Here is a 15,498-nt window from a genome sequence, read left to right as displayed (position 1 = left end):
CGGAGATGTAGGCCTCGCCGCCCGCCGTGGCCTTGCTGGCAACCATCAGCAGGTTGTCGCCGGCCTCGATGCTGAGCGAGCCGCCGGCAGTCAGTTCGGCCGCCTGCTGGCGCACGCTGTCGTGCTGTTTCTCGGTTTTGGTGTTGCCTTTTCTGCCTTTGGAATAGGCATGGTCTTCGTCTGCCGCAGCAGCGATGAACACGTCGCGCCCAGCCTCCAGGGCGATGTCGCGACGTGCCTCGATCTCGCTGGCGATGACCGACAGGTCTTGCCCGGCCGAGGCACTGAAGCTGCCGCCAGCCTGCACTTGGCTGACGTACTGGGTGGTGGTGCTGTCGTAGCCGCTGACGCGGCGACGCTGGTACTCGTGGCTGTCGGTGACTTGCTGGCTGGCGATGTAGAGGTCGCGCTCGGCGCTCAGCGCAATGTTGCCGCCGGCGGTGGCCACGCCACCGACAAAGCCGATGTCGCGACCGGCCGAGAGGGTCAGGTCGTTGGCAGCCTCGATGCGCGCCGCATTGTTGACGATGTTCTGCACCACATGCTCGCCGCCGACACGATCGTCCAGGCGGGTGACGCTGCGCTCGTTGATGACATCGCCGGTCAGGGCCAACAGGCTCACGTCGCGGCCCTTGAGGATGCCGCCGGCGCTGTTGCGGATGGAATCGGTGGCCAGCAGGTCGAGGCGCTGGCCGGCTTCCATCAGGCCGCTGTTGTCGATGTTGCCGGCGGTGACGGAAAGGTTGTTGCTGGCGCGCAGGGTGCCGACGTTGTTCAGCTCGCCGCCGCTGATCAGGCTGACATCGCGCCCTTGGATCAACGCGCCGTTGGGCGCCAGGCGTCCTTCGGACTGGGCCAGGTAGAGCACCGGGGCCAGCACCTGCTCGCCGTTGACCTCGATGGTTTCCATCCACACGATGTCGTGGGTGAGGGCGGCCACCTGCTCGGCACTCAGCGACACGCCTACGCTCAGGCTCAGCGCATCCTTGCTGGCAATGGCGTTGTCCATCAGGTAGCGGAACATCGCCTCGTCGCTGTCCAGCCCGGCGATCAAGCGCTGCCCGGTGCGCTCCACTACCGCTTCGCGGATCAGGCGCTGTTCGTACAGGCCGTCGCCCAGGCGCTTCTTGGTGGCGTCGGGGTCGATGTCGAGGCTGCCCAGCAGGTAGTCGGAACTGAGGAATTTCTTCAGGTCGGTGAGCACCGGGTTGGTTTCCACCAGGTACTTGTGCGGCTGGCTGGCAGTTGCCGGGGTTGGCACGCCCTGTACCAGCTTCACGCCTGCCGGCAGGCCGTCCAGGCCCGTACCGGTTTGCCCGGCAACGCTGGCAGCCTGTGCGTCAGGGCCTGCCCAGTGACCCTGGCCGGCGTTGCCGGTGGCAGTGTTGGCCAGGCTGCCCAGCGTGCCGGCTTGCCCGTGCTGAGTCAGGTCGGCACCTGCGGCCAGTGCACCGCTGGCCTGGGCTGTCTGGCCGGTCTGCCCGCTAAGGCGGAACAGGCCATGCTCGCCCTGCGGCAGGCTGAAGCTTGGCAGCGTGACCGGGTTGACCTGGCGCTGTGCCAGGTCGGGCGGCAACTGCGAGGTAATGGCACGTACCGAGGTTTGCGCGGTGGCCTTGTCGGCATTGGCACCGCGTTGGCCGATGCTGCCGACCCCGCTGGCATTGGCGCGCACCACACTGTTGTCGATGCGCTCGGTGGCGTTGATGGTGACGGCGCCCGCAGCCTGGATGACGGCAGGGGAGACCACGGCGCCAGCGATGGGCGTGCGGTTGTCGCTCAACCTGTATACGCCTTTGCCGGGGTAGCCGCCGGCGGCCAGGAATTGGTCCAGGGTTTCCATGCCGGGTACGCCGGACTGGTTGAACGCGTTCTTCTTTTGCATGAAGCCGGAATAGTGCGACCGGTTACGGCTGTAGAAACTGCCGTTCAAGTTGCGCTGCTCGCCACCGCTCACGCCAACGTTGTTGAGTACGGCAGTGTCGATGCTGATGTTGCGGGCGGCAGAGACGCTGCTGTAGCGGTTGCTGAACTCGTTGCCGCTGAACGTCAGGCTGCCACCTGTGGTGATCGATGCGGCCTGGCTGTCCTGGTCGATGACATCGTGGGAGATCTCGACGGCGGTGAACTGGAACTCGCAGCCCTTGCCCTTGCAATGGTCGTCGGCATAGGTGTTGATGCTCCCCGATACCCGTTCGGTCCGGACCGTGAGCTTGTCCTTGCGATTGATCAGGGTGTCGGCCAGCAGGCTCATGTTGCCGGCGCTTTCCAGGCTGCCGGAAATGTTCTCCACGTGCGTGGCACGGGTACCTCGGTCATCACGGGCGATGCTCAGCCCGCCGAGGCTGTACAGGTCGGCATAGGTGTTGGTGAAGGTGCCTACCCGCAGCGTCATATCGTTGCCGCTGAAGATCAGCCCGCGGTCGTTGCGCAGGGTGTCGGCATTGATGCGCAAGGCCGTGGCGCTGCCCAGGGTGGCGTAGTTGTCGAGCGTGCCGGCCGTGGCGGTCAGATTGCCCGCCGAGGTGATCCGCCCGCGGTTGGTCAAGGTGTTGGTGGCGCTCACCACGCTGGTGGCGCCCCCGGTAAGGGTGCTGGTGCTGGCAAGGTCGATGCTGGCCGCGTTCAGGGTCAGGTTGCCCAGGCTGGTGGTGCGCCCGGTGCCGTTGTAGGTGCCGGTGAGGTCGAGCCGCAAACTGCCGTCGCTGGCCAGCAGGCCGTCGTTGCGCCAATTGACCCCCTTGCCGGTGAAACTCTGCGCCGCCAGCAGCTTGCCGCTCGCGGTCTGGGTGAACTGGCCGATGTCCAGGTTCAGGCGCGCGGCCTGCAATACGCTGCTGTTGGTCCAGTTGGCGGCCTTGATGTCGAGCAGGCCGTTGGTGTACAGCAGGCCGCCCGCACGCATCACCTTGTCGGCGGCCAGGCCGAAGTTGCCGCTACCGGTGTGCAGCAACTGCCCGCTGTTGTTGCTCAGGCCGGCGACTTGCAGGTCCAGGTGCTGGTTGGCGGTTTCCAGCAGGCCAGCGTTGTTGTTGAACGTCTCGCGGGTGCTGATCAGGGTGGTGCCGCTGCGCCCCAGCGCGCGCAGGCTGCCATTGGCGTTGTTCAGCGTCTGGCTGCGCAGGGCCAGGTCAGCCTCGCTCTCGAGCTGGCCCAGTTGGTTGTCGAGCAGGCCCGACAGGTCGAAGTCGATGCGCCCGGCACCCACCTTGCCGGCCTGGTTGAGGAACTGCCCGGCGTTCACACCCAGCCATCCTGCGGCATACAGCCCGCCGCCCTGGTTGTCGAATGTGGCGGTGGCGATGCGGTTGTCGCCGGACAAGGCAGAGATGAAACCCTTGCGGTTGTGCAGGCCGTCGCGGGCCTCGAGGTCCAGCGTCTGGGCCTGGAGGGTGCCAGCATTGTTGTCGAGCAGGCCGCTGACCAGCGTGAGCCGGCCCTGGCTGCTATTGAGCATGCCGCCGGCGCTGTTGTTCAGGTGGGTGCTGTGGATATCGAGGTTGCCGGCCACGCTGTCCACGCGCCCGCCCTGATTGCGCAGGTCGTCGCCCAGGCGCAGCAGGATATTGCCCTGGGCCTTGAGGCTCGCCGCCTGGTTGTCGAGGGCCTGGGCCTGGATGTCGAGGCTGCCGCGTTCGCTGAATACCAGGCCGTCCTGCTGGTTGAGCAGGTCGCCCTTCAGACGTAATACCAGGTTCTGCTGGCTGGCCAGTGTGCCGCCAGCGCTGTTGTTCAGGCTGTCGGCGTCGATGCGCAGCAAGGCCTGGCTGACCAGCCTGCCGCCGCGATTGTCGAGGTTGGCGCTGTTTAACAGCAGGTCGCCGCCACTGGCCAGGCGTGCGCCCTGGGTGTTGAGCAGCGCGCCGAGCAGGGTGACGCGCAGTGCGCCCTGGCTGGTCACCTGGCCGTTCTGGTTGTTCAGCTGCTTGCCGTCGATTTCCAGGCGCTGGCCATTGAGCTGGCCGCCGCTGTTGTCGATCACGCTGCTGGTACGGTTCAGGCTCAGGGTTTGGGTGGCCGCGATCAGGCCACCCTGGCTGTTGTCGAGCCGGCCGTCGATGCTCAGGGTCACATCGGCTTCGCCGGCGATGATGCCGTGTCGGTTATCCAGGCGCGTGGCAGTGATCTGCTGCCTGCCAAGGCTGACCAGTGCGCCCTGGTCGCGGTTGTCCAGGGTGTCTTCAAGGTGCACGTCGAGGCGGCCATGTTGGCTGGAGAGGGTGCCGGCGCCGCGGTTGTCCAGCGTAGTGCCCCTGACCTCAAGGCCCTGCAGGCCCGAGACAAGCCCCGCGTTGCTGTTGTCGATGCTGGTGGCCTCGACCTGCAATGTGCCCGCGCTGATGAGGCGGCCCTTGTGCTGGTTGTCGAGTTGCGTGGCGAGCAGGCTGAATGCCTGCTCGCTGGATATCTCACCGCCATTGCTGTTGTCGACCAGCCCCAGGTGCTCGAAGGTCAGCGGGCCGCGGGCGTGAATCAGCCCGCCCTGGTTGTCCAGCGTGCCGCCTTGCAGGTTCAGGTGCACGGCCTGTTCGCCGATCAGGCGGCCTTGCTGCTGGATCAGTCGCTGTACGCTCAGGCGCAGGTCGCCCTTGGCCGAGAGTTCGCCGCGCGGGCCATTGTCCAGGTGGCGGGCAGTGATCGTGAGGTTGGCGTCACTGCTGATGCGGCCACCGGGCAGGGCGTTGGCGTAGGCGCCGTTGCGCAGGTCGGTGCTGTTCAACAGCAAGGCTTTGGCGCTGGTGATGGCGCCACTGCGGTTATCCAGCGTAGTGCTGTCGATGCGTGCATCGCCCTGGCTGATCAACTGGCCGCCCTGGCTGTTGTCCAGGGTGCCGGTGTCGATGTGCAAGCCCAGGTTGGCGGATACCAGCCCCTGGTCGCTGTTGTCGAAAACGCCGCTGTTCAGGCGCAGATTGCCGCCTGCCGACAGGGTGCCCTGATGCTGGTTGGCCAGCAGGCCTTCGAGGGTCAGCCCGATGTCGCCACGGCTGGCCAGGGTGCCGCCATGGGTGTTGCTCAGGCTGCCGGCTTCGATATCCAGCCCGGCGCCCGCCGACAGTACGCCGTTGCGGCTGTTGTCCAGGGCGTTGGCGATGCGCAGGATGAGGCTGTCGGCGCTGATCAGGCGCCCGCCCTGGTTGTCCAGGCGATCGGTGTGCAGGCTGTAGCCGAGGTCACTGGATATCTCGCCACCGGCGCTGTTGTCCAGCGCGCCGATCTGGCGCAGCAGTAGTTGGCCGGGGCTGGCGATCACGCCCTTGTCGCGGTTGATCAGTGTGCCGCCCTGCAGGTCCAGGCTGATGCCGGTTGCGCTGAACAGGTAGCCGCCATCGCGCTGGTCCAGCCCGCTGAGGGTGGCCTCGATCTTGCCCCTGGAAGTGATGCGGCCCTGTTCGCCGTTGTACAACTGGGCGCCATGCAGGGTGATGCCGGTGTCGCTGCCGATGCGGCCCTTGTCGCGGTTGTCGAGCCCGCCACTGCGCAGCTCGAGTGCGCCCACCGCGCTGATTGCGCCGCCATGACGGTTGTCCAGGTTCGCGCTGCGGATCGACAACGCGGCGTCGGTCACCAGGGTCCCGCCCTGGTTGTTCAGGGCGCCGTGGCTGACCACATTCAAGGTATCGATGGCCGATACCAGGCCCTTGTTGTGGTTGTCCAACTGAGCTGCACTCAGGCTCAGGCGGCCCTCGCTGACCAGCTCGCCGCCCACGCTGTTGTCCAGCGTGCCGCTGAGTTCGATATCGACCGAAGCCAGGCTGCTGACCCGGCCGGCATCGCTGTTGAGCAACTCGGCGCCGCGCAGTACTACCCCATCGCGTCCAGCCAGCAGGCCCTTGCTCTGGTTGAGCAGACGCTGCACGGTGAGGGTCAGGCCGCTGTCGCCGATGACCTTGCCGCTGGTGTTGTCCAGTTGCCCGGTAGCTGTGATGCCCACCGTGCCGATGCTCGACACCACACCTTGCTGGTTGAGCAGGTCGTGGGTGGTGATAGTCACCGCATCGTTGCCGACGATCTGCCCGGCGCGCTGGTTGTCGATGTGCTTGGCGTCGAGGGTCACGCGGCCCTGGCCGAGCAGCTTGCCGGCGTCATGGTTGCGCAGCGTGCCCACGTCAACGACCAGGTCGGCCTGGGTGCTGGCTTTGCCGCCGCCACTGTTGTCGAGGGTGTCGCCGACCACCGTCAGTCCCTGATCGGCAACCAGTACACCGCCTCGATTGTCCAGCCGCTCACCCGAAAGCGTCAGTGTGGCCTTGCTCGACAGCAGGCCGCTGCCACTGTTGTTCAGTTGGCCGGCCGTGACCTGCAGCGCGCCTTCGCTCACCACGTTGCCCTGGTTGCGGTTGTCCAGCAGGCCGCTGATGCGGGTGTTCAGCGTGCCCTGACTGAGCAGGGCGCCCTTGTTGCTGTTGTTCAGGCCAAGGCCCTGGATGTCCAGGTGCTGACTGGCCGAGATCAGGCCCAGGCGGTTGTCGATGGCAGCGCTGGCGATCAGCAGCACGTCGCCTCCAAGCAGTTTGCCGCCCTGGTTGTTCACGCTGGCGCTGCGCACTTCGTTGCGTGCGCCGGAAACCTCGCCGGCCTGGTTGTTCAGCGCGTGGCTTTGAATCACCACCTGCCGGTTGCTGGCCAGCAATCCTGCGTTGCTGTTGTCCAGCTGCGGTGCGTCAATGGCCAGGCTGTCGAGGCCGATCACTCGACCACCCTGGTTGTTCAGGCCGGAGTTGGCCTGCACCACGGTGCTGCGCTGGCTATGCAGCAGGCCCTTGTCGCGGTTGTCCAGCGTGTCGGCCTTGAGCGTGAGGGTGTGGCTGGCCAGTACCTGGCCCTGGCGGTTGTCCAGCTTGCCGGCGGTCACCGTGGTGGTAGCGCCCTTCAGGCTGCCACCCTGGTTGTCCAGGTTGGCGCGGGCGGTCACTTCGAGTTGGCGGCTGGCAACCACGCTGGCGCTGTTGCGCAGGTCCTGGCTGGCCAGGTGCAGGTCGCCGCGGTTGTTGCGGGTGTTGTTGGCTTCGACACCGGCTTCGATCACGCCGCGGTTGTCGATCTGCCTGGCTGCCACGTCGATGCGTTCGCGAGCAGCCAGGCTTTGCCGGTTGACCAGTTGCTCGGCGCTGCGAATCTCGGCGTTGCGCGTTGCGTAGGTCTTGCCTTCGAGCTCCACCTGGTGGGCGGCGATTTTCAGGTCGCGCTCGGCGGTGACATTGCCCAGGCTCAGCTTGCCGTTCACGTCGATCTGCACGTCACTGGCGGTGGAGGCCATGTTGCCGGCCAGTTTCACCCCCACGCCCTTTTCGGTGCCCACCAGGCGGATGGCGCCGGCGTACATGCCACCCAGTGCGGAACTGTCAATGGCCAGCAAGGGTTTGCCGCTGCCGTCGTCCGCCCGTGGCGTGACCTGCAGGCTGTCGGCCTTGACGTCGTTGCGTCCGGTGACGATGTTCAGTTGCTGGGCGTGCAACGTGGCGTTGAGCTTGGCGCTGCGGGTGATCAGGTCGAACTGTTCGACATTGCTGGCATTGAGCCCGGCGCCTTCGAGCGCGATGTCGCCGCCATCGACCTGAAAGCGGTCCAGGCGTTCGCCGTCCATGATCGGTTTGCCGGTGGTCAGCGTGGCGCGCGGGGTATTGATGAAGCCGCAACCGTTGCAGGTGATGCCGTGGGGGTTGGCCACGATCACCCGCGCAGCGGAGCCGGCCACTTCGGTGTAGCCCGCCAGGGTGCTGCGGTTGCCCCCGGTCACCTGGTTGAGGATGACCTTGGCCGCCTGGCCCTTGAGGTTGGGGTTGCCCACGATGATGCCGCCCAGCTGGGTGCTCTGGGTCTTGTTGGTGGCATTGTTGAGGATCAGCCCCTGCTTGCCGACGTTGTAGTCGCGAAAGGTGTTGCTCGACAGACCGCTGCCGTTGGGGCGGGCGATGTTGACGATGGGCACCCCGTTGCCGGCTGCGCCCACCGTGGTGCCGGCCTTGGCCGCCGCATCCACGGTAACCTGCGCGGCGGTGGCGACGATCGGGTTGAGGAACATGACCCCGGCAACGATCAGGGCCAGGTACTGGTTCAACGGGCTGCGGGCGTCCATGTCAAAACTCCGGAAAATCGGTGCCCCTCCATCAGGGCACGTTAATCGGCTGGGGGGCCGGTCAGAAGAACGCGTCCATGCGCACGTAGATCGGGTGTTCACGACGTTCGAGGCTGTCGGGCCGCTGCAACGAGCGGGCAAAACTGACGCTGGCGGCGAAGTACTGCCCGCGCAGGTTCAGTTCCACGGCGTTGCCGCTCAGGCGGCCATGGGTGTCGGGGTTGTTGTGGTCGCCCTTTATCACGCCCACGTCGTAGGCCAGTGCCGCGCCGTACTCCTGCACGAAGGGCTGCAAGGGCGCCCAGCTCACCGGGCGACGCCAGCGCAACTGGTTGCGCCAGTAGCCGCCGCTGTTGCCGGTGAGGGTCTGCTGCTTGAACCCGCGTACCGAGTTGAGCCCGCCCACGCTGATGCGCTGCGGGCTGTAGAGCGGGTCTTCGCTGCGCTGGCCGGTGGCCAGGCTGTCGAAGCTGAAGGCTTCGCCCCACAGGGTGAACGGCTGCAGGTAGCTCAGGGTCAGGCTGTATTTGTTGTAGCGGGCAACCGGTTCGGTGCCGTGCGGGTCGCCCGCGCCCTGGGCGTCGAAGGCGCCGATGCCTTGCTGCCAGCCGGCGTCGAGGTTGAGGAAGGCGGTGCCGATGCGCCGCCCATGGTTCACGCCCAGCTGGCTTTCGCTCAGGCGCGTGCTCGACACGTCGATCAGGCTGTCGTCCAGGTAGTTGTTGGTACGCAGGTGGCTGATGCCGAGGTTGACCGCCGTCTTGCTCAGGGCATCGCGGTGTATCACGCGCTCGACGCGCAGTTGGTGCATCTGGCTGTCGCCATCGAGCTTGAAGGGAAAGCCGCTGGAATCGTCGCGGGTACGGTAGTAGCTCTGGTTGTAGCTGTAGGTGAAGGTCCACCAGCCCCATGGCACGCTGTAGTTCAGGTACTGGCTGTCGGAGTGGCGCCAGTGGTCGCTGACCGCGTCCTGATTGGCCCTCAGGCTGAACTGATCGGCCAGGCCCAGTGGGCTGTCCCAGTCCAGGCCCAGGCCCATTTGCTGTTCACCGCTGCTGCGGTCGCCGTCATTGTTGCGCGTGGCCGACACGCGCCAGGGCTTGTCGCGCTGCCCCTGCAACTGCACCCGGCTGCTGCCCACCTCGTCGCCCGGCACCAGTTCCAGTTGCGCCTGGCGCGAGGGCAGGCGGGTCAGCTGGTCGACCAGTTGCTCCAGTTCGCGCAGGTTCAGTACCTCGCCGGTGGTGCCGGGGAAGGCCATGGCCAGCTCGCGCGGGCTGGCCAGGCTGGAGCTGTCCAGGCCGTCCAGGCGCCCTTCGACGACAGTGATCTGCAGGGTGCCGGAGGACAGGTCCTGCTGGGGCAGGTAGGCGCGGGTAGTGATGTAGCCACGGTTGAGGTAGTGATCGGTGACCACCTTGAGCAGCGCATTGAGCTGGCCGACACCCAGGCACTGGCCTTCGTAGGGTTCGAGCAGACGGCGCTGCTCGCGCTCGCCCAGGTGCTCGGCGCCCTCGAGCACTATGTGACGGATGGTAAAGCAACGGGTGTCTTCAGGTGTGCTGGCTGGCACCTGGGGCGCAGCCCTGCCTGGGAGGCTTTGCAGCTCCTGCAGGCGTTTGCGCTGTTCTTGCAGCAGCCGCTCCTGGCGGTCGCGGATCAGGTCGCGGTCGCCTGGGGTTTGCAGCGGGTCGGCCGAGGCGAAAAACGGCAGCAGCGCCAGGCCGAAAGCCAGGCGACGGAAGAGGTAGAGCATGAGGGTGATCCATCACTCGTTATGCAAAAAGAACGTCTGTTTCCTACAAACGCGGCGCAGGATACTGCAAAAAAGCGTCGAGGTGATGGCTAATTGACGTCATTTTTGTAACGGGTGTAGGAGGTTTCCGGTTGCCGCACATGGGGTGAACAGCGTCGAGTTTGCAGGGCGCAGACGTGCACTCGGTTCGGACCGGTGCGCGTGATGAACATCCTGTTTGTTTGGGGGGCCGCCGGCTTCGCACTTTTCGGGTTTACCGTGGCAGCCAGTAGACTACAGTTTGTCCCGAGGGAATTTTTATCGCAGCTCGCGTTCCAAGCCTGGCAGGGAACCGCCGTCGGTCCGCTGCATACACGAATTCTGTAGGAGCTTGTCCATGTTCACCATGCGTCGTCTGATTATCGTCGCTACTGCTGCTGCCCTGATGACTGGCTGCGCCAGTCAGAACCCCTATGACAACCAGGGCCAGGCGCAAGGCTCCACCGGGATGAGCAAGACCGCCAAGTACGGCGGCCTGGGCGCATTGGCCGGTGCCGTTGCCGGTGCCGCCATCGACCACAACAACCGTGGCAAGGGTGCGTTGATCGGCGCCGCCGCGGTGGGCGCCGCCGCCGCCGGCTACGGCTACTACGCCGACCGCCAGGAAGCGGCACTGCGCGAGAGCATGGCCAACACCGGTGTCGAAGTGCAGCGTCAAGGCGACCAGATCAAGCTGATCATGCCGGGCAACATCACCTTCGCCACCGACTCGGCGAGCATTGCACCAAGCTTCTACGCGCCGCTGAACAACCTGGCCAACTCGTTCAAGCAGTTCAACCAGAACACCATCGAAGTGGTCGGTTTCACCGACAGCACCGGCAGTCGCCAGCACAACATGGACCTGTCGCAGCGTCGTGCACAGGCCGTGAGCACCTACCTGACCTCCCAGGGCGTCGATCCTTCGCGCGTGAGTGCGCGTGGCCTGGGCCCGGACCAGCCGATCGCGAGCAACGCCGATGCCAACGGGCGTGCGCAGAACCGTCGGGTGGAGGTGAACCTCAAGCCGATTCCTGGGCAGCAGTACCAGTAAATCTTTTCGCCAGCAATGCTGGCTCCTACAGGGGGCTCACGCCGTTGTAGGAGCCGGCCTTGCCGGCGAAGGGCTCACTGCTGGCGCATCCGCTCCAGCCGTTCATCCTTCTCTTCCCACAACCGGTTGATCCACTGCTGGAACGCCAGCCTGTAGGCTTCATCCTGGTCGTAGCTGCGTCCCAGGAATTCCTTGGGAATCGCCAGCGCCTCGAACGTCACCTCCACCCGCGCCACCCGCCCGCACAGCAGGTCCCAGAACCCCGGTGTGCCCTGCGGGTAATGGATCGTCACGTTGATGATCGACTCCAGTTGCTCGCCCATCGCATCCAGCACGAAGGCAATGCCGCCCGCCTTGGGTTTGAGCAGGTGCCGGAACGGCGAACCCTGTTCGGCATGCTTGGCGGGGGTGAAACGCGTGCCTTCGGCAAAGTTGAAGATCGCCGTGGGCTTGCCACGGAACCTGGCGCAGGTACGGCGTGTGGTCTGCAGGTCCTTGCCCTGTTTTTCTGGGTGCTTGGCCAGGTAGGCCTTGCTGTAGCGCTTCATGAACGGAAAGCCCAGCGCCCACCAGGCCAGGCCGATCACCGGCACCCAGATCAGCACCTGCTTGAGGAAGAACTTGAGCGGTCGGATACGCCGGTTGAGCACGTATTGCAGCACCATGATGTCCACCCAGCTCTGGTGGTTGCTGGTCACCAGGTAGCTGTGCTGGTAGTCCAGCCCGGCCAGCCCCTCGATGTCCCAGCGGGTGCGCCCGACCAGGTTCATCCAGCCCTTGTTGTTGCTGATCCAGGCTTCGTGGATGTGCCGCATCAGTTCGTCGGTGACGCGCTGCGCGGCGGCAAAGGGCAGGCACAGCTTGAACAGGCTGACGATGAACAGCGGTGTGCAGCACAGGATGGTGTTGGCGGCCAGCAGCAGCGAGCCGATGACTCCGCGCACGGGCGCGGGCAGAAAAGCGAGCATGGTCAGTTATCCAGCGAGCGGTTGGCCTGAATCGCGGTCAGGGCAATGGTGTAGACGATGTCGTCGACCTGGGCGCCACGCGGCAGGTCGTTGACCGGCTTGCGCAGGCCCTGCAGCATCGGCCCCAGGCTCACGCAATCGGCGCTGCGCTGCACGGCCTTGTGGGTGGTGTTGCCGGTGTTCAGGTCGGGGAACACGAACACCGTTGCGCGTCCGGCCACCTTGCTGTTGGGCGCCAGCTGGCGGGCGATGTCCTGGTTGGCGGCGGCGTCGTACTGCAACGGCCCATCGATCTGCAGGCCACGCTGGGTTTCCTGGGCCAGCAGGGTGGCCTCGCGCACCTTCTCGACCTCTTCGCCGCTGGCCGAATCGCCACTGGAATAGCTGATCATCGCCACCCGTGGGGTAATGCCGAAGGCTTCGGCCGAATCGGCGCTTTGCAGGGCAATTTCGGCCAGCTCGCCGGCAGTGGGGTGCGGGTTCATCACGCAGTCGCCATACACCAGCACCTGCTCGGGGAACAGCATGAAGAACACCGACGATACCAGGCTGCAGCCGGGGGCGGTCTTGATCAGTTGCAGGGCCGGGCGGATGGTGTTGGCGGTGGAGTGCACCAGGCCCGAGACCAGGCCGTCGACCTCGTCCAGGGCCAGCATCATGGTGCCGATCACCACCGGGTCTTCGAGCTGCTGCTCGGCCATCGGCGCGTTCAGGCTCTTGCTCTTGCGCAGGCTGACCATAGGCTCGACGTAGCGCTCGCGAATCAGGTCCGGGTCCAGAATCTCCAGCCCCTCGGGCAGGCTGATGCCCTGGGCGCGGGCCACTGCCTGTACGTCCTCGGGCCTGGCCAGCAGCACGCAGCGGGCGATGCCGCGGGCCTGGCAGATGGCGGCGGCCTGCACGGTCATCGGCTCGGCGCCTTCGGGCAGCACGATACGCTTGTTGGCCTGCTGGGCACGCTGGATCAGCTGGTAGCGGAACACCGCAGGCGACAGGCGCATCTCGCGCGGGGTGCCGCAGCGCTGGTTGAGCCAGTCGGCGTCCAGGTGGCTGGCCACGAAGTCGGTGATGATCTCCGCGCGCTCGCGGTCGTCCACCGGGATTTCCTTGTTCAACTGGTTCAGCTGGTTGGCGGTGTCGTAGGAGCCGGTACTCACCGACAGCACCGGCAGGCCGGCCAGCAGGGCGCCCTGGCACAGTTCGAGGATGCGCGGGTCGGGCTTGCTGTCGCTGGTCAGCAGCAGGCCGGCCAGTGGCACACCGTTGATCGCCGCCAGGCTGACGGCCAGGATGATGTCGTCGCGGTCACCCGGGGTCACCACCAGCGTGCCGGGCTTGAGCAACGGCACGGTGTTGGCCACGGTACGGGCGCAGATGATGATCTTGTTCATGCGCCGGGTTTCGTAGTCGCCGGCGTTGAGTACCTGGGCACCGAGCAGCTCGGCCACGTCGCGGGTGCGCGGGTCGTTGAGCCCGGCCTGGAACGGGATGCAGCCCAGCAGGCGGAACTCGCCGCTGCGCAGCAGGGGCGAATGCTCCTGCAGGCGGCTGGCGAAGGTGTCCATCGGTTCGTCGCTGCGCACCTTGTTGAGGATCACGCCCAGCACCTTGGGGTCGCGCGGGCCGCCGAACAGCTGGGCCTGCAGCTCGACACGGCCCGACAGCTCGGCCAGCACGTCGTTTTCCGGCGCCGACACCAGGATCACCTCGGCGTCCAGGCTCTTGGCCAGGTGCAGGTTGACCCGTGCGGCGTAGCTGGCATGGCGGGTCGGCACCATGCCCTCGACCACCAGCACGTCCTTGCCGATGCAGGCCTGCTGGTACAGGGTGATGATCTCTTCGAGCAGTTCGTCCAGCTGGCCATCGCCGAGCATGCGTTCCACATGCGCCAGGCTCAGCGGTTGCGGCGGCTTGAGGCCGTGGGTGCGGGCGACCAGTTCGGTGGAGCGTTCCGGGCCGGTGTCGCCGGGGTGGGGCTGGGCGATCGGCTTGAAGAAGCCGACCTTGAGTCCGGCGCGTTCCAGTGTGCGCACCAGGCCCAGGCTGATGGAGGTCAGGCCGACACCAAAGTCGGTCGGCGCGATGAAAAATGTCTGCATGCGAGCTTCTCGAAGTGAGCTGTTGCAAAAGAATCAATTGCCAAGGGTAGCGCTATCGACCCCCTGAGCGCACCAGCCGCAGGCAAATGGCTGGCCGATTCGTTGCTGGCGCAGGTCTGCGTCCAGCACCCAGCCACGCGACTGCCACGGCGGTTCGTGGCGCAGGTGCTGGGTATGCCCGCACGACAGTTCGACCACCCAGTGGCCATGCTCGTCCTGATGAAAACCCAGCACCCGGCTGGGAAAAGCGGCTTCCCGTTTGTCCGGGTTGCGTTCGCTTTCAGGCGATGCGTTGGTTACACTTGTTCGTTCTACATTCTTATGCAAAAGGTCTCGCCCCATGCCGATCGCCGCCAACAAGGCTGTCTCCATCGACTATACCCTGACCAACGACGCTGGTGAGGTCATCGATAGCTCCAACGGCGGCGCGCCGCTGGTTTACCTGCACGGTGCAGGCAACATCATTCCGGGCCTGGAAAAAGCCCTGGAAGGCAAGGATACCGGCGCCGAGCTGGACGTTGCCATCGAGCCGGAAGACGCCTATGGCGAATACCTGGCCGAACTGGTCAGCACCCTGAACCGCAGCATGTTCGAAGGTGTCGACGAGCTGGAAGTGGGCATGCAGTTCCACGCGTCCGCGCCTGATGGCCAGATGCAGATCGTGACCATCCGTGACCTGGACGGCGACGACGTGACCGTCGACGGCAACCACCCACTGGCTGGCCAGCGCCTGAACTTCAAGGTCAAGGTCGTTGCCGTGCGTGATGCCAGCGAAGAAGAAATCGCCCATGGTCACGTGCATGGCGAAGGTGGCCATCAGCACTGATTTCTGCGCTAAGCTCAGAAGGTCGCTAAGGCGCCCGGGCAAGTCTGTCGTGTTCTCCCAGGAGGCAGACGGCTTGGCCGGGCGCTTTTTTAGTGGGCAGCATTTGTTGCGCCAGCCGGGACCGATGCCGGTAACTGGCCGGGAACTGGAAAGGGGAGTACGTCATGAGTGCATTTCACGACCTGAAATTGCAGGCGCTGGATGGCCAGGAGTTGCCATTGGCGCCGTTCAAGGGGCAGGTGGTGCTGGTGGTCAATGTCGCCTCCAAATGTGGCCTGACCCCGCAATATGCGGCGCTGGAGAATCTCTACCAGCATTACAAGGACAAGGGCTTCAGCGTGCTGGGCCTGCCGTGCAACCAGTTTGCCGGGCAGGAGCCGGGCAGCGAGCAGGAGATCGCCCAGTTCTGCAGCCTGAACTACGGGGTGAGTTTCCCGCTGGGCAGCAAGCTGGAGGTCAACGGCCCGGAGCGGCATCAGCTGTACCGCCTGCTGGCCGGTGAAGGCGCCGAGTTCCCGGGGGATATCACCTGGAACTTCGAGAAGTTTCTGGTAGGCAAGGACGGCCGCGTGCTGGCGCGCTTTGCGCCGCGTACTGCGCCGGATGATGCCACGGTGGTGCAGGCTATCGAGAAAGCCTTGGCCTGACGTGCCCCTTCGCCGGCAAGGCCGGCTCCTGCAATGGATGCACCGTCGTATGC

At 65.5% G+C, this 15,498-nt stretch carries 8 protein-coding genes; 3 read left to right on the top strand and 5 right to left on the bottom strand.

All coding sequences use genetic code 11. The features are described 5' to 3' along the window. Together QMX96_RS25155 and QMX96_RS25150 are read right to left on the bottom strand one after the other, a co-directional pair. Positions 1 to 8,080: filamentous hemagglutinin N-terminal domain-containing protein (locus tag QMX96_RS25155; protein WP_282362642.1), on the bottom strand; the 8,080-nt coding region annotated here is incomplete at its 3' end. A gap of 61 nt (positions 8,081 to 8,141) precedes the next feature. Further along, positions 8,142 to 9,836, bottom strand: a complete 1,695-nt coding sequence (locus QMX96_RS25150) for a ShlB/FhaC/HecB family hemolysin secretion/activation protein (RefSeq protein ID WP_078479897.1) — start codon at positions 9,834 to 9,836, stop codon at positions 8,142 to 8,144. Positions 9,837 to 10,212: 376 nt separating this feature from the next. Between QMX96_RS25150 and QMX96_RS25145 the strand changes: the two genes are divergently transcribed. After that, a complete protein-coding gene (locus tag QMX96_RS25145; RefSeq protein ID WP_043864368.1) occupies positions 10,213 to 10,905 on the top strand; it encodes an OmpA family protein in 693 nt (230 codons plus the stop codon). A gap of 74 nt (positions 10,906 to 10,979) precedes the next feature. Here QMX96_RS25145 and QMX96_RS25140 read toward each other — a convergent pair whose 3' ends face one another. The 3 genes from QMX96_RS25140 to QMX96_RS25130 are packed head-to-tail and all read right to left on the bottom strand — an operon-like array spanning position 10,980 to position 14,314. Then, positions 10,980 to 11,873 carry an acyltransferase gene (locus tag QMX96_RS25140; RefSeq protein WP_054916274.1) on the bottom strand — a complete coding sequence of 298 codons (894 nt, stop codon included), beginning with the start codon at positions 11,871 to 11,873 and terminating at the stop codon, positions 10,980 to 10,982. 2 nt (positions 11,874 to 11,875) lie between these two features. Continuing rightward, on the bottom strand, positions 11,876 to 13,972 hold the full coding sequence (gene pta / locus QMX96_RS25135) for a phosphate acetyltransferase (RefSeq protein WP_043864370.1): 2,097 nt from the start codon (positions 13,970 to 13,972) through the stop codon (positions 11,876 to 11,878). A 33-nt stretch (positions 13,973 to 14,005) separates the two neighbouring features. Next, complete coding sequence (locus QMX96_RS25130; RefSeq protein ID WP_043864371.1) at positions 14,006 to 14,314, bottom strand: DUF3565 domain-containing protein; 309 nt, start codon at positions 14,312 to 14,314, stop codon at positions 14,006 to 14,008. On the opposite strand from QMX96_RS25130, the gene QMX96_RS25125 reads away from it, so the two are divergent. Together QMX96_RS25125 and QMX96_RS25120 are read left to right on the top strand one after the other, a co-directional pair. Continuing rightward, a complete protein-coding gene (locus QMX96_RS25125) occupies positions 14,313 to 14,798 on the top strand; it encodes a peptidylprolyl isomerase (RefSeq protein WP_043864372.1) in 486 nt (161 codons plus the stop codon). The genes QMX96_RS25130 and QMX96_RS25125 overlap by 2 nt on opposite strands. Positions 14,799 to 14,962: 164 nt before the next feature. After that, positions 14,963 to 15,445, top strand: a complete 483-nt coding sequence (locus tag QMX96_RS25120) for a glutathione peroxidase (protein WP_043864373.1) — start codon at positions 14,963 to 14,965, stop codon at positions 15,443 to 15,445. The last annotated feature ends 53 nt before the right edge of the window (positions 15,446 to 15,498 follow it).

The sequence above is a fragment of the Pseudomonas sp. PS01300 genome (assembly GCF_029960155.1).
GTDB classification, from domain to species: Bacteria; Pseudomonadota; Gammaproteobacteria; order Pseudomonadales; family Pseudomonadaceae; genus Aquipseudomonas; species Aquipseudomonas palmensis.
The sequence above is the reverse complement of the archived record's forward strand: the minus strand, read 5'-3'. Positions and strand labels throughout refer to the sequence as shown.